This is a genomic window from Nocardiopsis codii, assembly GCF_036327455.1.
Classification (GTDB): domain Bacteria; phylum Actinomycetota; class Actinomycetes; order Streptosporangiales; family Streptosporangiaceae; genus Nocardiopsis; species Nocardiopsis codii.
The window spans coordinates 199,050-217,433 of the sequence record NZ_JAUZMY010000004.1; the positions used below are offsets into that span (position 1 = coordinate 199,050).

Genomic DNA, 18,384 nt, shown 5'->3' on the forward strand with positions numbered 1-18,384 from the left:
GCGCCCGTCAGACCCGGGCGGACGAGCGCAGGAAGGCGGCGCCCTGGCCCACCGCCAGGCCGGCCGTCGCCACCGCGTACGCGCACCACAGCAGGTCCAGCCCGCCGGCCTCCGCCAGGGGCACCGACACCAGCGCCAGCAGGCCGTAGCAGACCGCGAACGTGTACATCGACGGCCGCGGGTCCTTCAACCCCAGCAGGCCCATCCCCGGGAGCGACTGGAGGGCGTCCGCCACGACCACCGCGCACAGGACCGGCAGCAGCGCCGTCACCGCGGAGGCGACCTCCGGGTCCCCGGTGAGCAGTCCCGCGAAGGGCCCCGCCGCCGCCCACACGAGCGCCACGCTCGCCGCGACCAGCGGGACCGCCACCGCGTAGCCGGCCAGGACCGAGCGCCGGACCTCGGTCCTGCTGCCCCTCCCCGCGGCCCGCGCGACGAACGGGACACACGACTGGCCCGCCGCGATCGCCGGGACGAAGACGAAGGTGGCGATGACCACGAGCAGTTGGTGGGCGGCCGCGTCCGCGGCGCCGATCCGGGCGACCGCCAGCGCCAACAGGCTGAGCGCCCCGAACTTGATCAGCAGGGTCGATCCGGAGGGCAGCCCCACCCGAGCGATCTCGCCCACACCGGCACAGTGGGGGAGGCCCGGGCCCACCCGGTGCCCCCGCAGGACGGTCGTGCGGCGCGAGACGTACAGGGCCAGCACGAGCGTGACGGTGCCCTCGACGAGCAGCGAGACCCCGGCGCCGGCCAGTCCCAGCGGGGGCACCGGGCCCGTGCCCAGGACGAGGGCGGGTGTCAGCACCACCACGAGGGCGGTCCCGACCAGACTCAGCACCAGCACGGAGCGGTTGTGGCCCAACCCGATGAGCAGCACGGTCGCCGACGCCCTCACCGACGCCACGACGACGAACAGGCCCACCAGCAGCGGGTACGGTCCCAGCGCGGCGAGCGTGGGGGCCGCCACCCCGATCAGCCGTCCCCAGGAGGGCGCGGTGGCGACCAGGAGACCGCCGAACGCCCCCAGTGACAGGGCCAGCCACAGGCTGTTCCGGACCACCGGCGCCAGGGAGGCGGGGTCGTCCTCGTTCTCGGCGATGAACGGCATGGACCCGCGCAGGGCGCCCTGCACGACCATCAGCGCCGGGTTGAACACCGCGATGACCAGGGCGTGGGCCGCCAGTTCGGCCGTGCCGGAGTTGCCCAGCACCGCCGCGGTCACCATCCCGCCCGCCATCGTCGCGAGCATGGAGAGGTAGAGGGGGACGGACTTCGCCGCGATCCCCCGCGCGAGTACGCGGACGGACGGGGGAGGCCCCTCCGGCGCGCCGCTCGTCGGGCGGCTCACCGGCGCCGGTTCGGCGGGCATGGGTTCTCCCCGGGGGTAGGTCCCTGTGATCCTCAGGGAACGTAACATCATCGGCCGGAAAGGGAGAAAATCAAAGAAAGGGTGTTCTTCGATATCACGGCGCGTTTTCCCCGTACAGGAGAAACGGTGGCCGGGGGCGGCCGGGCGCCGGAACCCGATCCGACCGGGGGCGGAAAGGGCGGCGTTGGTAGCGTTGGCGGCAGTGCACCGGTGGCGTCCCGGCCCGCCCGGACGGAAACGGGAGGGGCGTCCGACGAGGAAGGCGGTTCCCGTGGCCAGGACACGTGTGATCTGGGCGAAGAAGCTCCCCGACGTCTACGGAAAACTGGACGAGATCGACAAGATCGTCGCCGGTCACCTGGACGCGACCCTGCTGGAACTGGTGAAGCTGCGCGCCTCGGTGATCAACGGCTGCTCCTTCTGCGTCGACCTGCACACCCGGGCCGCTCTCAAGGAGGGTGAGACCCAGCAGCGGCTGTTCCTCGTCTCCGCCTGGTACGAGGCGGGGGCCGTCTTCACCGAGGCGGAGCGGTCCGCCCTCGCGCTCACCGACGAGATGACGCGGCTGGGCGAACACGGCGTGTCCGACGAGACCTACGAGGCCGCCGCCGCGCACTTCGACGACCAGGAACTGGCCGCCCTCATCGCCGCGATCGCGATGATCAACCTCTACAACCGGCTCGCGGTCACCAGCCACCTGCACCCGCGCCCGCGCTGAACGCGGGCCCGCCGCACCCCGTGACCCGGGCCGCGCCGGTCCGTGTGTCCCGGGGTGCCGATCGCCGCCGCCCCGCTCCTCGACTCCGTGTGGGTGAAACACGGATTCGTCGGTTTATCCACGCTGTTTTCCGAAAAACAATCAAGGACAACGAATATCCCTGTTGCAGGGGAAATGATAAAGTCCGATGTGTTTCAGGTCACAGTGTCAGGACGACCGCCAGGAGCACGTATGCCCCCCACTGTCCCCACCGACCGAACCCTTCCGCACCTGCTCGCGCGCACCGCCCGCGAACACCCCGACGCCCCCGCGCTGTCCTGGCGGGGGACCGGGGCCTCCGAATGGACCACGCTCACCTGGGCGCAGGTCCGCGACCGGGTCGCCGAACTCGCCGGGGGCTTCGCCGCCCACGGGGTCGAGCCCGGTGACCGCGTCCTGCTGATGATGGGCAACCGGTCCGAGCACTGGCTCTCCGACCTCGCCCTCGTCCACGCGGGCGCGGTCCCCACCACCGTCTACAACACCGCGGCGCCCGAGCAGGTCGCCTACATCGTTCGGCACAGCCGCGCCCGGCTCGCGGTGGTCGAGAACGCGGCGGTCGCCGCTGCCTGGGAAGGGCTGGTCGCCGATCCGGACACGCCCCTGGCGACCCTGGTCGTGGTGGACGGGGCCCACACCGGTCGCGGACACACCCCCTACGGGGACCTGTCCGGCGCCCCCGGCGGCGCCGCGTTCGAGCGCAGGCCGGCCCCGACCCCCGACGACCTGCTCACCGTCCTGTACACGTCGGGGACCACCGGTGATCCGAAGGGTGTGCCGATCACCCACCGCGACATGCTCGCCAACGCCACCGCCGTGGACGCGGTCGTGGAGCTGCCGGAGTCGCCCGACCACATCTGCTACCTGCCGCTGGCCCACATCGCCGAGCGGGTCCTCGGCCTCTACCTGCCGGTCATGCGCGCCTCCCACGTGTGGATGTGCCCGGACCCCCAGGAGCTCGCGGGCGTCCTCCAGGAGGTGCGTCCGCCCCAGTTCTTCGGAGTGCCGCGCGTGTGGGAGAAACTCGCGTCCGCCATGCGGGCGGGGATCGCCCGGCTCCCCGACGAGTGGCGCGCCGCCGTGGAGGGGGCCGCGGCCGTCGCGGTGGAGCACGCCGCCGTGCGCGAACGCGGCGAGCCGGTGCCCGCCGAACTCCAGGAGCGCTTCGACGGGGTCCGCGCCCTGGTCCTGCGCCCCCTCCTGGCCAGGGCCGGCCTGGACAGGGTGACCTGGGCGGCGAGCGCGTCGGCGCCCATGCCGCTGGAGGTGGTGCGGTTCTGGGCGGGGCTCGGCATCGTGGTCATGGACGCCTGGGGGCTCACCGAGTGCGTGGGGGTGGCCACGGCCAACACCCCCTCCACAGGGTTCCGGCTGGGTTCGGTCGGCCGCCCCCTCGGCAGCGTGGAGCTCCGGGTCGCCGACGACGGCGAGGTGTTCCTGAGGGGCGAGTCGGTGTTCGGCGGCTACCTGGGGCCGGACGGGTCGATCCGGCCGGCCACCGACGCCGACGGCTGGTTCGCCACCGGGGACGTCGGCCGGCTGGACGAGGACGGCTACCTGTGGATCACCGACCGCAAGAAGGAGCTGATCGTCACCTCCAACGGCAAGAACGTCTCGCCCGCCCTGGTGGAGAACGCCCTGAAGGAGCACCCCCTCGTCGGCCAGGCGTACGCCCACGGGGATCGGCGGCCCTACCTGGTGGCCCTGCTGGTGCTGGACCGGGAGACGGCTCCGGTGTGGGCGGCGGCGCGGGGCATCGACACCGGAGGGGATTGGGAGGCCCTGGCCGCCCATCCGGAGGTGGTGGCGGAGCTGGGCCGCGCGGTCGAGGCGGCCAACGCCCGGCTCAGCCGAGCCGAGCAGATCAAGTACCACCGGACGCTCACCGAGGAGTGGGGTCCGGGGAGCGGGGAGCTGACCCCGTCGCTCAAGCTCCGGAGGCGTGTCGTCCGGGAGAGGTACGGGGCCGCGCTGGCGGAGCTCTACGGGGACTGAGCCGGTCGCGCCCGCCGGGCCGCCGACGGGCGTCCCGGCGGGGGCGCGCCCCGGCGCACGGAGTCCGCAGGGGGAGGGAGGCGCGGGCGCGCGCGGACGGGTCGGGCACACGGAACCGCCCCCGCTCCTGGAGCGGGGGCGGTCGCGGCCGGGGTCAGGAGCCGTGTCCGGTGGTCTGCTGACGACCGGTGCTCTCCTCCGGCGAGCGCGTCGGCCGCGGCGTCTCGTGGGACGCCCGGTAGCCGCTGCGGTAGACGGCCTCGTGCTCGGTCTGCCCGGGCGCCTCCGAGACCCTGGTCGGCCAGCCGGCGGTCAGACCGTAGATCACCAGGATGTCCACGGCGATGGCCACCATCGACCACAGGGGCATGGCCACCACGAAGGCCAGCTGGGCGAGGGCGTTCAGGGAGGCGAGCACGATGCCGAACACCCGCGCCCAGGTGCTGCCGGACAGCACGGCCAGGCCGGCGACGACCAGGACCGCTCCCCACAGTCCGAGCAGGACGCCCCAGGACCCGTACTCGAGGAAGAGCATGTCGGAGCCCGTGGCGATGTAGAAGTCGGGGGAGAACAGCGCCACCATCCCCTGGAAGACGTTGATCGCCCCGATGACGATCAGCAGTGTGGCGACGAAGTACTGCCAGCCGTTGGCTGCCTGCGGTCGCATGTCGGCTCCTCACCGGCCGCCCCGGGCGGCCGGTCGTACTGCTGGTCCGGGCCCGGGCGGCCCCTCGGGTGTCCCTGACGGGTGCGCGGGCCGCACCGTCCTCTCATGATCGACCCCGGCCGGTCACCGGGTCCTCATCGGTCGCTCCCGGTAGGGCAAAGTCCGCGTGTCGCCGCGAGGCCGCGCGGTGCGGGCGTGGTCACGGTTCAGCTGTTTCTACGTAATTACGGAATATCATGTATCTTGGGCGGGTGACGGAACGAACGACTGAGCAACGACTGGCCGACCTCGAGGCCCGGGTCGCCGACCTCGAGGCCCGCGCGGGCGCGGAGGAGCCCCCGGACACCGGGGGTGGCGGATCCGCGCCGAAGGGCTTCGGCGGCGCGCTGTTCGCCCTGGACGCGCTCCGGGAGCATGCCGTCGGACGAGGGGGCGTGGTCTTCGCCGGCATCGTCCGGGAGGAGGACGGGGACGGCGGTATCGAGTGGCAGCAGGGCCTGCCGGTCGAACGCCTGGCCGGGGCCGACTGGTCCCGCGGCGCCGCGGTCCTCGACGCCCTGGGCAACCCGGTCCGGCTCAACCTGCTGCACGCCGTCTGGGCCGGCACCGGAACCGTCGCGGGCCTGGCCGAGCTCTCCGGCTTCGGCACCACCGGCCAGATCTACCACCACGTCAACCTGCTCGTCGCGGCCGGGTGGCTCACCTCGGTCAGGCGCGGGCACTACATCGTCCCCCCGGAGCGCGTCGTCCCCCTGCTGGCCATCCTCACAGCGGTGGGCGGCACGTCCTGAACGGCAGAGGAGAGCACCCCATGAGATCCGGACCCGCGACGCGGACCGTCGTGGCCGCCTGTGCGGTGGCCGCACTGGTCCTCGTCCTCGGCGTCGCCGCGCGCCCGCAGGTCCCGTCGCTGTCCGGGCAGGAGTCGGGAGACCCCGGCCTGCTCGACCGCGCCAGACCCCTGCTCGCCGCCGACGCCCGCGAGCGCGCCAGCGTCGTGGAGATCGACGGCGACCTGACGCGCGTCGCCCACTTCGGCGCCGACGGCGGCACCGTCTACGAGATCGGCTCGGTGACCAAGGCCATGACCTCCCTGCTCCTGGCCGACGCCGTGGAGAGGGGCGAGGTCACGGAGGACACCGAACTCGGCACGCTCCTCGACCTCGGCGACGCTCCCGCCGCGTCGGTCACCCTCGCGGAGCTGGCCGGCCACCGCTCCGGCCTGCCCCGGCTCCCCGCCGGCTTCTCCTCCACGTTCGGCATGGCCGTCGCGAACTACCGGGGGAGCGACCCCTACCAGGCCGACCTGGACACGCTCGTCGAGCAGGTCGCCGCGGCGGAGCTGAGCGGTCGTGGCGAGGTCGCCTACTCCAACATGGGCACGGCCGTCCTCGGCCACGCCGTGGCCGCGGCCACGGGCGCCGACTACGCCTCCCTCCTCCGCGAGCGGCTCCTCGACCCGGTGGGGATGGACGCGACCACGCTGCCCGTCACCCCGGACAACCTCCCCGAGGACGCGTCCGTCGGACACGGGCCCCAGGGGCGCACCGCCGATCCCTGGACCTCGCACGCCTACGCCCCGATGGGCGGCGTGCGGTCCACCCCCGACGACATGGAGCTCCTGGCACGCGCCCTGCTGGAGGGGGACGCTCCGGGGTCCGACGCCATGGAGCCGCGCCACGACGCGGGCGGTGGCACGGAGGTCGGTCTCGGCTGGTGGATCGACGTCCACGGCGAAACGACGGTGACCTGGCACAACGGAGGCACGGGCGGGTTCTCCTCGATGTTCGCCCTGGACAGGGAGGGCGGCCGGGCGGTCATCGTCCTGGCCGACTCCACCATGGCCGTCGACGACGTCGCGAACACCCTGCTCCTGGAGGAAGCGTGACCACCTGGATCCCCCTCGCCATCGGGGCGGTCCTCGCCGCCTACCTCTCCGTGGACGCGGCGCTGATCGCCCTGCGGGGCTGGCGCGCGTCGGGCCGATTCCGCTTCGCCGACCGCTGGGACGTGCTCTCCCGGACGCTCAACATCACCGCCATGACCGTCCTGATCCTCGTCGTCGTGCAGTGGATCCACCTCCCGGCGGCCCTGTGGTACCTGCTGGTCGTCCTCGTCGCGGCGGCGCTGTCCGGCGCGGTGCTCCGCTGGCCGGAGCTGCCCTGGCGGGGCGACGACGGGGCGGCCTCCGCGCGCAGGTCGTCCGCGATCGGCGGTGCGGTGTTCCTCGTGTTCGCGGTCCTCCTCACGGTGTTCGCCGTGTTCCTGTGAGACGCGGTGCCCGCGGTCCCCGGCGGAGGCCCCCGAAGTGTCCCCCTCGGCGGGGGCGCGCCGCCCCGCCGCGGTCAGCGTCCTGACGGCCGTCCCCGGCCCTCCTCTTCCTCTCGGGCCTCACCGGCGATGCGGTCGAACTGGGCTCCCATGGCCTCGGCGAGCGCCGTGGCGGCGGAGAGGGGGCGGACCATGACGACCAGTTCGTCGATGCGGCCCTCGCCGTCGGTGTGCAGGAGGTCGCATCCGTTGACCGCCAGGTCCCCGACCCGCGCCTCGAACACCAGGGCGTGGTCGCGGCCGTCGGCGCCGGAGAACTCGCGGACGTAGCGGAAGTCCTCGAAGACCCGGGAGACGCCGCGCACGATGGCGGCCGTGATGGCCCTGCCCCGGTAGGGCCGGAACGCCACCGGGCTCGTGAACACGACGTCCTCGGCGAGCAGGGCGTGGATCGCGTCGTGGTCGTCCGCCTCGACCGCCGTGCGGAACGGGTGCGTCATCGCGCTCTCCATAGTCAACTTGTTGAATAAGTGTGGAGGAGGGTAACAGCGGCCGCCGGCGTGTGTCCAGGGTTGTCCGCCCTAGGCAACGAGTTGTCTAGACGCGTCGTTTCCTAGCGACGGGCTATGCTGCCGGGATGGCACTGCGCAACGCTGTGATGGCCGCGCTGCTGGACGGCGCGGCGTCCGGATACGACCTGGCGAAGAACTTCGACGCCTCCGTGGCCAACTTCTGGATGGCCACCCCCCAGCAGCTCTACCGGGAACTCGACCGCATGGAGGCCGAAGGGCTGATCGGCGCCGTCGTCGTCGAACAGGAGAAGCGTCCCAACAAGCGGGTCTTCTCCCTGACCGCCGCCGGACACCGCGCGCTCCACGAGTACACGGAGCGCCTGCCCAGGCCCGCCGCGATGCGCGACGAGCTCCTCGTCCAGGTCCAGGCGGTGGACGCGGGGAACGCCGAGGCCGTCCGGGCCTCCGTCGCCGAGCGGATCACCTGGGCGCGCGGCAAACTGGCCCGCTACGAACGCCTGCGCCTGCGGCTGCTCGACGGACGCACCGAGGACGAGCACATCGCCCGCGCCGAACGGGTCGGTCCCTACCTCACCCTCATGGGCGGCATCGCCCTGGAGGAGGAGAACATCCGCTGGGGCGAGCGGGTCCTGGCCCTGCTCGACCGCCGCGCGGCCTCCGTCGGCGAGGCCTGACCGGCCCCGGTCGCCGTGGGGCGGAGCCACCGTCGGCGGGGCCGCCCGGTTCAGCCCTGGGCCGCCCGAACGGCGGCCAGCGCCTCGGGGGTGACCGGGTCCAGGGCGTCGTCGAAGCCGTGGTGCTTCTTGACGTAACGCGCGACGTAGGGACAGACCGGGACGATACGCAGCCCCGCGCTCCTCGTGTCCTCCAGTGCCCGCGACACCAGCGCGCTCGCCAGCCCCTGCCCGGCGAAGCGGTCGTCGATCTCGGTGTGGAAGAAGATCCTCCGGGCGCCGGTGTCCGTGTACTGGGTGAACCCGGCGAGTTCGCCGCCGACACCGATCTCGTAGCGGTTCCCGTCCGTCGCGTCGGATACCTCGGGTCGTTCGTCCGTCATGCGCCCACTATGCACCAGTGGCGGACGGGCGGCACCGGGCCCGTACCGTCGACGCCTCCGCGGTGCCCCGCCCCGGCCGGGCGCCGTGCGGCAACGGGCGCGGCGCGGGGAGGCCGAGCGCCCGACGACGAGCGGCGGGAACCGCCCGCCGGCCCTCCGAACACCTGCCGCCGGGGGCGGCGGGAGCCCCTCCGGTCCGCCCCGCGTCCCCCCGCCGGGACCCGGGAGGGCCCGCCGCGCCTGGGATAGCGTGTCCAGCACTGCTGACCGAGGCACCGAGGAGCGCACGATGAACGTCGAACACAGGGACGTCGATGTCAACGGGATCCGGCTGCACGTCGCAGAACAGGGGAGCGGTCCGCTGGTACTGCTCCTGCACGGTTTTCCCGAGACCTGGTACTCCTGGCGCCACCAGTTCGCGCCGCTGGCGGGGGCCGGGTACCGGGTGGTGGCCCCGGACCAGCGCGGCTACGCGCGCAGCGACCAGCCCGAGGACGCCGACGCCTACACGCTGCCGGACCTGGTCGGCGACGTCGTCGCCCTGATCGCCGCACTCGGCGAGAAGGAGGCGATCATCGTCGGCCACGACTGGGGCGCCCCCGTCGCCTGGAGCACCGCCATGATGCGGCCCGACCTGGTCCGCGGCGTCGTGGGCCTGAGCGTCCCGCCGTTCCCGCCCGCGATGATGCCCGCGCCGTCGGTCAGCCGCCAGATCTACGGGGAGGGCTTCTACCAGGTCTACTTCCAGGAGCCCGGCGTCGCCGACGCCGAACTCGCCGCCGACCCCGCCTCGTCCCTGCGCCGCATCCTGGTCGGCGCCTCCGGTGACAACCCGGAGACGGACGAGGCGCGGCTGTGGATGGTCCCCGAGGGAGGGACGCTCCTCGACGCCCTGCCCCCCGCGGACGAGCTCCCCTCCTGGCTCACCGAGGAGGACGTGGCGGCCTTCGCCCGCGACCACGCGACGCACGGCGCCCGCGCCTTCACCGGCGGGCTCAACTGGTACCGCAACATCGAGCGCAACCAGGCGCTCATGTCGCCCTTCCAGGGGCGCGGCATCGACGTCCCCGCGCTGTACATGGTGGGGGACATGGACCTGGTCACCGTCATGCGGGGGATCCCCGAACTGCGGGAGATCCTGCCGCTCCTCGTTCCCCGCCTGCACGCGGACGTCACCCTGCCCGGCTGCGGCCACTGGACCCAGCAGGAGCGTCCGGACGAGGTGAACGCCGCTCTCCTGGACTTCTTCGCCCACGTCGAGGCGGGGGACGCGGCGGGGTAGACGGCGTCACACCTTTTCCGCCCCCGGGGCCGACCGGGTCGGAAAAGGGCGCGCGGGAATTCTGGAGGTTTCGGGGGCGGCACTCCCTGCCGGGGGCGCCGCCCCCGGCATTCCGGGTCGTGCCACGGGTCGGGGCGGTCCCGGATTCGTGTCCGTGCGGTTCTGGCCGAGCGCGTCCAGGTGGCCTGATTTCTCCTCCGGAAGGAACTCCCTTTGGTTCCTCGTCGAGTCGGCGATGGGGCTTTTGTGGGGTTATGGCCTCGTGTTTTGCGAGGTAAATCGCATTGAGGAAGATCTTTCTCCTTTTTCTTTCGGGTGTGTCGGCATGCCTTCCTGTCCGGATTCGGTCACTCCGCTGTTGTCCGCCGGTGGGCGAACCTACTGTGGTCGGTGTGTTCGGTCCTCCTTTCGCGCGAAGTATGCGGGGCCGAATGCGGCCCTTTGTCACCACATGCAGTGAAAGGAAGACCTATGTCCACGCTGGAGATGAAGCTCGTCGAACTCGAAGAGGAGTTCGACGCCACGTTCACCGGTGACGCCTGGGTCGAGGGCCCCGCGGCCTCCGACGAGTCCATCCGCGAGATCGGCGGCGCCGACGTACGCGAGATCTCCATGGATCTCGGCACCCTCGGCGGCAGCCGCCCCCGTACCAACTAGTTCCCGGAGCGCCCGGGGGGCCGCTCCGGGCCGGTGGTCCCCGCAAGACACCGGCCCGGAGGGCCGCCCCGCCCCCGACGGAGGACGCCGATGACATCAGCAACTCCCCTGTTCACACCGCCGAGCGAACGCCTCTTCGCCCTAGCGGCCCACCTTCCGACACCCGCGCTCGTCTACGACCTCCCCGGCATCCGCGCGGGCGCCACAACGATGCGGCGGGACGTCGCCCGGCTGCCGGACGCCGGCCTCAACCTCGCCCTCAAGGCCTGCCACACACCCGCGGTGCTCCGCGAGATGGCCTCCCTCGGCCTGGGCTGCGACGTCGCCGGCCCCGGCGAACTCGCCCTGGCGCTGGAATGCGGGTTCGCGGAGGTCTCCGCCACCGGACCGGTCTTCGGCGGAGCCGACTTCGACACCCTGGCCGCCCACGGGGTCACCCCGGACTGCGACTCCGCGGACCAGCTCGACGCCTACGGCCGCCGACGCCCCGGCACCGAGGTGGGGCTCCGCGTACGCGTCTCCCTGCCGCGCGCGCTGGAGGGCGACGCGACCTTCGCCGCCGACAGCCGCTTCGGCATCCTCCCCGGCGACCCCGACCTGCCCCGCCTGCTGGAGAGGCACGGCCTGCGCGTCACCCGCCTGCACGCCCACACCGGCCAGATGACCCCCGACTCGCTGCGCTACAAGGCCCGCTACCTGCTCACCGTGGCCGAGCACCTGCCCGACGTCCGCACCCTCGACCTCGGCGGCGGATTCCTCCACCTGTACCGGGACCGCGAGCGGGCCCTCGCCGCCCTCGACGACGTGGCCTTCCTCGTCTCGGGCTGGCAGGTGATGACCGGGCGCCGGATCGCCCTGCGCTTCGAGCCCGGCGGCGCCCTGCTCGCCCCCTACGGCTACCTGGTCGCCCGGGTGCGGTCGGTGGAGGCGCTGCACCCGGTGTTCGGCGCCAGGGTCGTGACCCTCGACGCCTCGGCCTGGAACCTCGCGCCCTGGCACAACCGGCCGCAGGTCCTGGCCCTGGACGCGCGCCCGTCGGACGTCCCCGCGCTCGTGGCCGGCTGCACCCTCTACGAGAACGACTTCTTCGGTGCGACCCCGGCCAGGGCGCGCACCCTCCTGGACGTGCCCGAGTGCCGCCGCGGCGACCGCCTGGTCGTCACCGCCACGGGCGCCTACACGATGACCAACGCCCGGTGGTTCAACCGGATCCCGCCGCCGGAGGAGTTCCTGTTCGACGGAGAACGGATGCTCCCCGCCGCGGAGGAGACCGTCCCCGCGACCGCCGCGGCGTCCGCGACCGCCGCCGGGACCGCGCCCTGAACACGGACCCCTCGGAGCCGCCGATGACCGCCACGGAACCGCGCCCCGCCGCGCAGGCCCCCGCGCCGGGGGAACCCGCCACCGCGCGAGCACACCCCTCGGAACGGGCGCCCGCGGCGGACACCCCGTTCACCGAGGACACCCTCCTCGCCACCGACCCCGCACTCGCCCTGCGGGGCGCCGACGACGGCCGCACCGTCGTGTGGCACACCGTCCAGGGGTGGGAGCTGGGCATCGGCCCCGCCACCGCCGCCGTCCTGACCGCGTTCGCCCTGCCGCGCACCCTCTCCAGCCTCCCGTCCGGGGAGAACGGGCTGCGCACGCGCGCCGTCGTCCGCACCCTGGGCGAGCGCGGACTCATCCGGCGGCACGATCCGGACGGCGTCCCGGTCCCCGGCGGCCGGGGCGGCATGTTCGGCGCCCCCGTGCTCAGCCTCGCCGAGGCCCTGCGCGGCGACGGCTGCGACGTGGTCTTCCTCGGCATGCCCTACGACCTGGGCGCCTCCCACCGTCCCGGGAGCCGCTTCGCCCCCGCCTACCTGCGTCGCACCGGCGGTGCGCTCTTCCAGTACAGGGACACCGCCTCCGGTCCCCCCGGGGCGCTGGACCCGGTCACCGGTCGGCGGGTCCTGGCCGGGGTCCGCCTCGCCGACACGGGCGACGTGGCCGCGAACGTCCACCGCTCCGCAGGCCCCACGTGGGGCTCCCTGGAGAGGATCGTGTCCCGCGTCGCCGGACACGGCCGCCTGCCCGTCGTCCTCGGCGGGGACCACTCCGTCACCCTCCCCGTCGTGCGGGGGCTCGCCGAAGCCCACGGCTCCCTCGGGGTGCTGCACGTCGACGCCCACAGCGACTACGGGCGGCCCCGCCTGGACGGTGCCGACCTCCACTGCCACCACGGCAACGTCATGGACTGGGTGGTCGGGGACCCCCGCGTGGTCCGCCTCGCCCAGTTCGGCGTCCGCCAGCTGGAGGACCGGCCGGGACAGGCCGACGCCAAGCTCCGCCGCTGGCCGGGGACGTCCGCCTGCCGTACCCCCCTCGACGGCATCCTCGCCGAGCTCCCGGAGGACCTGCCGTACCACCTGACCGTGGACGTGGACGCCCTCGACCCGTCCGTGCTCTCCGCCACCGGGACCCCCCTCCCCGGCGGCTTCGCCCACGCCCAGCTGGCCGAACTCCTCACCGGGCTGTGCTCCGCGCGCCGGATCGTCGGCGTCGACGTGGTCGAACTCCTGCCGGGCGAGGGTGAGGCCGACGGGCTGATCGTCGCCGACCTGCTGCTGCGCGTACTCGACGCCGCCACCCGGGGGAGCCGGTGACAATCGTGCCGACGGCCCCCGGCGCCGCGGTCCTGCGCGCCGCCGAGCGGATCCCGACGCCCGCCCTCCTCCTCGACCTGGACGCGGTCTCCGCCACCGTGGGCGCGCTGCGCGACGACCTGGCCTGTCTCGGCGACCCCGTCCTGCTCTTCGCGCTGAAGGCCAACCGCTTCCCGCCCCTGCTCCGCCATCTGGCCGGGCTGGGGGTCGGGGCCGACGCCGCCTCGCCCGCGGAGTGGCGTGCGGCGCGGGACGCCGGGATGTCGCCGGTCAGCGTCACCGGCCCCGGGCTGACCGGGGCGGACCTGGCGTCCATGGCACGGGAGGGCGCACTGGTGGACGTCGACGGCCTCGACCAGCTGCGGGCACTCACCCGCGCCCCCGACCCCCCGGCCGAGATCGGGCTGCGCCTGCGCGTCCCCGTCGCGGAGGCGGACCGGACCGCCGGACGCCGTCTGAGCCGGTTCGGCGTGGACCCTGCATCGCCCGAGCTGCACCGCCTCCTCGCAGGGACGGGGACCAGGGTCACCCGGCTGCACGTCCACAGCGGCGAGATCGGCACGCCCCGGCGCGCCGAGCGCCTGGCCGCCGCGCTCGCCGCCTGCACGCGCGTGTTCCCCGAGGTCCGGGAGCTCAACCTCGGCGGCGGGTTCACGGCCCTGTACGCCGACCGGCGCAGGGCGAGGGAGGCGTGGGAGCGCGTCGCCGCCGGCCTCGCGGGCGCACAGGTCCGCGTCCTGCTCGAACCCGGCATGCTGCTGACCGCCCTCGCGGGCTTCCTCGTGGTGTCCCTGCGCTCCGTCGACGCCCACCCGGACCTCGGCAGGTGCGCGACGGCCGACGCCTCCGGCTGGAACCTCTTCACCTGGGGGAGACCCCGCGTCGTGGCCCGCATGCCCGAACGCGGCGGGACGCCCGAGCCCCACCTGATCGCGGGGGTGACCTGCTACGAGAACGACGTGCTCGCGGAGGAGGTGACGCTGCCCCCTCTGCGCGAGGGGGACCGCCTCGTGTTCAACGCCGCCGGGGCCTACACCGCGAGCATGGCTCGCGACCTGCACGGATGGGGTCGCCCACGGGAGGTCGCCGTGGGCGGGAGCGGAGGGGGTGGGGTATGACCGAGACGTCCCGTCGCGCGGCGCCGACCGGTGAGCCGCCGCGGGCCGACCGTGCCGGAGCGCTGGGGACCGGGGCCTTCGGGCACCCGGCCCCCGCCGCCCCGGCGCCCGTGGCCCGGGCTCCGGAGCCGCAGGGCGGCGGCGCCCCCTCGGCAGCCGCCGCTCCCGGCCCGGACCCGGACGTCACGGCCCTCCAACGGCTGGCGGACCTCTGCTTCCCCCCGGGCGCCGACGGCACGCACGCCCCGCACGGGACCGCCCGTACCGTCCCCGGCCTGGACCGCTGGCGTGAGGAGACCGCCGCGCTGCACCGGCTCGTCCCCGGCCCCCGGCTCGAACGCGCGCTCGACGACGCCGAGTCCGGGTTCCGCGCCCTGTGGACGGCCCACGCCCACGGCTTCACGGACCACCTCCTCAAGTCACCGCCGCTGGGAACCCCCGTACGGCTGCCCGCGGGCAGGCCCTCCCGGCACAGCTACGAGCGCAACATCGAGTGCCACGCCCTGGAGGACCGGCTCACCGCCCAGGACACCCGGCTCCGCGCCCACGAGGGGGCCCACGTCGTCTACTCCAGCGGCATGGCCGCCATCGCCGGAGTCGTCCAGGGGTACCAGGGGCTCACCCGCCCCACCGCCGACCGGCCCCTGCGCCTGACGATGTGGGGCGCCTACTACGAGACCGCGGTCCTGCTCGACCTGATCGGCGACGACTGCCTGCGGTGGTCGCGGGCCGCGACCCAGGAGGAGCTGTGCGCCACCGTCACCCGCGGCGGCGCCGACGTCCTCCTCCTCGAACCCGTCCGCTACGACTGGGAGCTGGAGGCCCTGGACCTGCCCGCCCTGCTGCGCGCGTGGACGGAGCGGCGCGGCGGACGCCCGGGGCTGGTGGTCGTCGACTCCACCCTCGTCTCCCCGGCCTGGCCCATGGAACGGATCGTCGAGGAGATCGGCGCCCCCGGAGTCCTGCTCGCCGAGGTGCGCTCCGGGCTCAAACTTGACCAGCGCGGCCTCGAACTCGGCAACCTGGGCGTCGTGTCCCTGTACGCGCGCCGCGACGATCCCTCCCTGCCCCCGGCCCGCGACCTCGCCGCCTACCTGCGCAAGATGCGCACCGTCACCGGCGCCGGCCCCGCCCTGGCCACCCTCTCCCTGCTCAGCGCGCCGTTCGTCCTGGACCGGGCGAGCGCCCGCGACCACGCGCGCGGCGTCTTCCGCAACAACGCCCTCGCCGCACGCCTCCTCGACGACCAGGAACGCGGCCTCTTCGCCAGGATCGCCCACCCCTCCCTGTCCGACCACCGGGCCCTGCCGTGGGCACAGGCGCCCTTCGTCGTCTGCCACCTGCGCGAGGACCGGCTCGACCACCACGGAGTCCTGCTGGGTGTCCTGCGCGACGAGGCCCGGCGCCGCGGCCTCCCCCTCGTCCACGGGTCCAGCTTCGGCTTCCGCGCCCACCGGTTCGAGTGCGTCATCCCCTCCCTCAGGGAGGGGCGCGGACTCTTCAAGGTCGCGATGGGCTCCCGTGCCGGGTGGGGTCGCACGGCCGTCCTCGAACTCCTCCTGGAGGTCGCCGCCCACCCCGACACGGCCGCCCTGCGGCGCGCCTTCCCCGGCGCCGAACCCGTCGACCTGACGGACCTGGAGTGAAGGAGACCCCGATGCCCCCCACCACCGGGCGGGTGGACGTGCCCGCCGCCCGCACCCTGCTGGGGGAGGTGGCGGCGGCGATGGCCGGGCTGCCGCCCTCCGCCCCGGCCGACCTCGACGGGGCCCGCTCCCGGCACACCGAGCTCGTCGTGGGCGACGCCCTCCCCGGGCTCCGCGCACGCGTTCTCGCCGCCGTCGCCCACCTGCCCTGCACGCCGGACCCGTCCACCGTGCGCGCCCACCGGCACGGCACCGGCGACTTCACCCTCCCGCGGAGGGCTGGCGACGCCGCGGACGGCGGGTGGGCCCTGGTCCTCCCCCTGGAGGACTCCGACACCGACGGGGTCACGGCCTGGACCGGCGCGCGCTTCGACCGGCTCCTCGACCGGGCGGGCACCGCCCTCCTCCTGCCCCCGCACGCGTGGACGTGGGTGAGCCCCGTCCGCCAGGACCGGTCGCGCCACACCGTTCTGATGGGAGTCCGATGAAACCCCTGACAGTGGTCCCCGGAGCAGTCGCCGACTGCGCGGGGATCGTCGCCCTCGCCCGCCGCCACCGGCGCCTGTTCACCGACCACCCCGACCCGTCCGCCCCTCCCCGGCCGCCGGGCAGCGACCCCTTCGACCCCTACCGGGACTCCGAGTACGAGGACGACGACCGGTACCACGTCCTCCCGTCGGACCGCATGCCCGACGACCTCAGGGCGGCGATCTTCGCGGGCGCCGCCCCGGCGGGCACCCGCCCGGGCGACTACTACGTCCAGGTCAACCGGTACGACCGGGGCGACTACGTGCTGCCGCACCGCGACTCCCTGCGCCAGGGGCTCTACATGCTCACGACCTCCGACAAGGACGGGCTGAACGCCCAGCACGACGAGGCGACGGTGGTGTTCGTGCCCGACCGCGCCGGAACCTTCGTCGAGCACGACCCCCGCGCCTGGCACTGGGTGGACCCCGTCGCCGGGGAGGAGCGCTTCACACTGGTCACCATCCCGCCGCTTCCCCACCGGGAGGACGCGGCCCGGGGCGGGGCGGGGTAGCGCCGGGCATGCGCGGATTCTCCCTGGTCTGGGCGGGCCAGCTCCTCTCCATGATCGGATCGGGCACGGCCTGGTTCGCGGTGACCCTGTGGGTGTGGGGCGAGTCGGGTTCGGCGACGCTCTTCGCCCTGCTGACCCTGCTCTCCCTCGCGCCGGGCCTCGCCGTGGCGCCCGTCGCGGGGGTGGTCGTGGACCGCTGCGGCCGCCGCGCCGCGATCCTGGTCAGCGACACCGTCCTCGCGGCCACGTCCTGCACGGTCCTGGTCCTCTACCTCAACGGCGGGCTGGAGGTCTGGCACCTGTACGCGATCGCCGTGGTCGAGGGCGTGATGGAGTCCCTGCACATGGTCGCCTACTCCGCGCTGGTGCCCCTCCTGGTCCCCGAGTCCGGCCTCACCCGGGCCAACGGCATGATCAGCCTCGCCGACCCGAGCTCGGAGATCCTCGCCCCCGCCCTGGGCGGTGTCCTGCTGAGGACGACGGACCTGTCCGTCGTCCTCGCCCTGGACCTGCTCACCTTCGGGTTCGCGGTCGTCACCCTCCTGGCGGTGCGCGTTCCCGAGCCGGTCCGGACGGCGGGGCGCCCGGACGCGGAGGGCGGGCCGGCCGCGGGGCCGCGGCCGTGGCCGGCGCTCCGCGCCGACCTGGCGTTCGGCTTCCTCTACATCGCGCGGCGCCGGGGGCTGTGGATCCTCCTCGCCCTCTTCTTCGTGCTCAACCTCTCCGGTGCCGTGTCCTACGCCCTGACCACACCCCTGCTCATGCTGCGCGGCGGGGACGACCCCGCGGTCCTGGGAGCGGTGCTGGCGGTCGGCGGCGCCGGCGGGGTCGCGGGGGCGCTGGCGGTCAGCGCGGTCGGAGCGAGGGTGGGCCGCATCCCCCTCGTCCTCGGGGGGACCGCGTTCGGATCCGCGGCCGGGCCGCTCCTGATGGGGGTCGCGCAGACGCCCTGGCTGTGGGCGGCCTCGGCGTTCGCGGCGGGGGCCGCCCTGCCCGCCGTCAACGCCGCCTACCAGGCCGTCTGGCAGGCGCGGGTGCCGGCGCGGGTGCAGGGGCGCGTCTTCGGCGCCCGCCGACTCCTCGCACAGTCATCGCTGCCGCTTGGCCTCCTCGTGGCGGGGCCCGTGGTCGACTACGTCCTGACGCCGCTGTTCGAGGGGGGCGGCGCGGAGATGGCGTCCGGCCTCCTCGGTGAGGGCAGAACGGGGGCGACGGCCCTGCTGCTGGGGCTCGCCGGACTGGCGGGCCTCACCGCGGCCCTGCTGGCCGCGGCGTCGCCCCGCCTGCGCCGCTTCGACGAACCGGAGCGGGAGGGAGCGCCGACCCGATGAGTACACCGACCCGA

At 74.2% G+C, this 18,384-nt stretch carries 19 protein-coding genes; 15 read left to right on the plus strand and 4 right to left on the minus strand.

The window, feature by feature from the left end; genetic code table 11:
• Window positions 1-7: 7 nt before the first annotated feature.
• Complete coding sequence (locus Q8791_RS06205) at window positions 8-1,372, minus strand: MATE family efflux transporter (protein WP_330090610.1); 1,365 nt, start codon at window positions 1,370-1,372, stop codon at window positions 8-10.
• Window positions 1,373-1,643: 271 nt separating this feature from the next.
• Here Q8791_RS06205 and Q8791_RS06210 point away from each other — a divergent pair, with 271 nt between their 5' ends.
• Entirely contained in the window at window positions 1,644-2,090 is a 447-nt protein-coding gene (locus Q8791_RS06210) for a carboxymuconolactone decarboxylase family protein (RefSeq protein WP_330090611.1), read from the plus strand.
• 231 nt (window positions 2,091-2,321) lie between these two features.
• Complete coding sequence (locus Q8791_RS06215) at window positions 2,322-4,124, plus strand: AMP-dependent synthetase/ligase (protein WP_330090612.1); 1,803 nt, start codon at window positions 2,322-2,324, stop codon at window positions 4,122-4,124.
• Between the two features lie 154 nt (window positions 4,125-4,278).
• On the opposite strand, the gene Q8791_RS06220 is transcribed toward Q8791_RS06215, so the two are convergent.
• Entirely contained in the window at window positions 4,279-4,791 is a 513-nt protein-coding gene (locus Q8791_RS06220; RefSeq protein ID WP_330090613.1) for a DUF7144 family membrane protein, read from the minus strand.
• Window positions 4,792-5,027: 236 nt separating this feature from the next.
• Between Q8791_RS06220 and Q8791_RS06225 the strand changes: the two genes are divergently transcribed.
• From Q8791_RS06225 to Q8791_RS06235, 3 genes are read left to right on the plus strand one after another with little or no spacing between them, the layout of a single operon-like run.
• Entirely contained in the window at window positions 5,028-5,582 is a 555-nt protein-coding gene (locus tag Q8791_RS06225) for an ArsR family transcriptional regulator (protein ID WP_330090614.1), read from the plus strand.
• Window positions 5,583-5,602: 20 nt separating this feature from the next.
• Entirely contained in the window at window positions 5,603-6,679 is a 1,077-nt protein-coding gene (locus Q8791_RS06230; RefSeq protein WP_330090615.1) for a serine hydrolase domain-containing protein, read from the plus strand.
• A complete protein-coding gene (locus tag Q8791_RS06235) occupies window positions 6,676-7,062 on the plus strand; it encodes a hypothetical protein (RefSeq protein WP_330090616.1) in 387 nt (128 codons plus the stop codon). The genes Q8791_RS06230 and Q8791_RS06235 overlap by 4 nt, the downstream gene beginning before the upstream one ends.
• A 74-nt stretch (window positions 7,063-7,136) precedes the next feature.
• On the opposite strand, the gene Q8791_RS06240 is transcribed toward Q8791_RS06235, so the two are convergent.
• Window positions 7,137-7,562 carry a nuclear transport factor 2 family protein gene (locus tag Q8791_RS06240; protein ID WP_330090617.1) on the minus strand — a complete coding sequence of 142 codons (426 nt, stop codon included), beginning with the start codon at window positions 7,560-7,562 and terminating at the stop codon, window positions 7,137-7,139.
• A gap of 137 nt (window positions 7,563-7,699) precedes the next feature.
• Here Q8791_RS06240 and Q8791_RS06245 point away from each other — a divergent pair, with 137 nt between their 5' ends.
• Entirely contained in the window at window positions 7,700-8,269 is a 570-nt protein-coding gene (locus Q8791_RS06245; protein ID WP_330090618.1) for a PadR family transcriptional regulator, read from the plus strand.
• 50 nt (window positions 8,270-8,319) lie between these two features.
• Here the strand turns inward: Q8791_RS06245 and Q8791_RS06250 are convergent, their stop codons facing one another.
• Window positions 8,320-8,652, minus strand: a complete 333-nt coding sequence (locus tag Q8791_RS06250) for a GNAT family N-acetyltransferase (protein ID WP_330090619.1) — start codon at window positions 8,650-8,652, stop codon at window positions 8,320-8,322.
• A 289-nt stretch (window positions 8,653-8,941) separates the two neighbouring features.
• On the opposite strand from Q8791_RS06250, the gene Q8791_RS06255 reads away from it, so the two are divergent.
• From Q8791_RS06255 to Q8791_RS06295, 9 genes are all read left to right on the plus strand, one after another.
• A complete protein-coding gene (locus Q8791_RS06255) occupies window positions 8,942-9,934 on the plus strand; it encodes an alpha/beta fold hydrolase (RefSeq protein ID WP_330090620.1) in 993 nt (330 codons plus the stop codon).
• 471 nt (window positions 9,935-10,405) lie between these two features.
• Entirely contained in the window at window positions 10,406-10,591 is a 186-nt protein-coding gene (locus tag Q8791_RS06260; protein ID WP_330090621.1) for a hypothetical protein, read from the plus strand.
• A gap of 90 nt (window positions 10,592-10,681) precedes the next feature.
• The gene (locus Q8791_RS06265) at window positions 10,682-11,914 is read left to right on the plus strand and encodes a diaminopimelate decarboxylase family protein (protein WP_330090622.1); all 1,233 of its coding nucleotides are present in this window, start codon (window positions 10,682-10,684) and stop codon (window positions 11,912-11,914) included.
• A gap of 23 nt (window positions 11,915-11,937) precedes the next feature.
• Window positions 11,938-13,236 (plus strand): arginase family protein, encoded by a 1,299-nt coding sequence (locus Q8791_RS06270; protein WP_330090623.1) that lies wholly within the window; start codon window positions 11,938-11,940, stop codon window positions 13,234-13,236.
• The gene (locus Q8791_RS06275) at window positions 13,233-14,354 is read left to right on the plus strand and encodes a diaminopimelate decarboxylase family protein (RefSeq protein ID WP_330090624.1); all 1,122 of its coding nucleotides are present in this window, start codon (window positions 13,233-13,235) and stop codon (window positions 14,352-14,354) included. The genes Q8791_RS06270 and Q8791_RS06275 overlap by 4 nt, the downstream gene beginning before the upstream one ends.
• Window positions 14,351-16,000, plus strand: a complete 1,650-nt coding sequence (locus tag Q8791_RS06280; protein WP_330090625.1) for a PLP-dependent aminotransferase family protein — start codon at window positions 14,351-14,353, stop codon at window positions 15,998-16,000. The genes Q8791_RS06275 and Q8791_RS06280 overlap by 4 nt, the downstream gene beginning before the upstream one ends.
• 11 nt (window positions 16,001-16,011) lie before the next feature.
• Entirely contained in the window at window positions 16,012-16,488 is a 477-nt protein-coding gene (locus tag Q8791_RS06285) for a hypothetical protein (protein ID WP_330090626.1), read from the plus strand.
• Window positions 16,485-17,039 carry a hypothetical protein gene (locus Q8791_RS06290; protein WP_330090627.1) on the plus strand — a complete coding sequence of 185 codons (555 nt, stop codon included), beginning with the start codon at window positions 16,485-16,487 and terminating at the stop codon, window positions 17,037-17,039. Before Q8791_RS06285 ends, Q8791_RS06290 begins: the two co-directional genes overlap by 4 nt.
• Window positions 17,040-17,047: 8 nt before the next feature.
• Window positions 17,048-18,370 carry an MFS transporter gene (locus Q8791_RS06295; RefSeq protein ID WP_330090628.1) on the plus strand — a complete coding sequence of 441 codons (1,323 nt, stop codon included), beginning with the start codon at window positions 17,048-17,050 and terminating at the stop codon, window positions 18,368-18,370.
• Window positions 18,371-18,384: the final 14 nt, after the last annotated feature.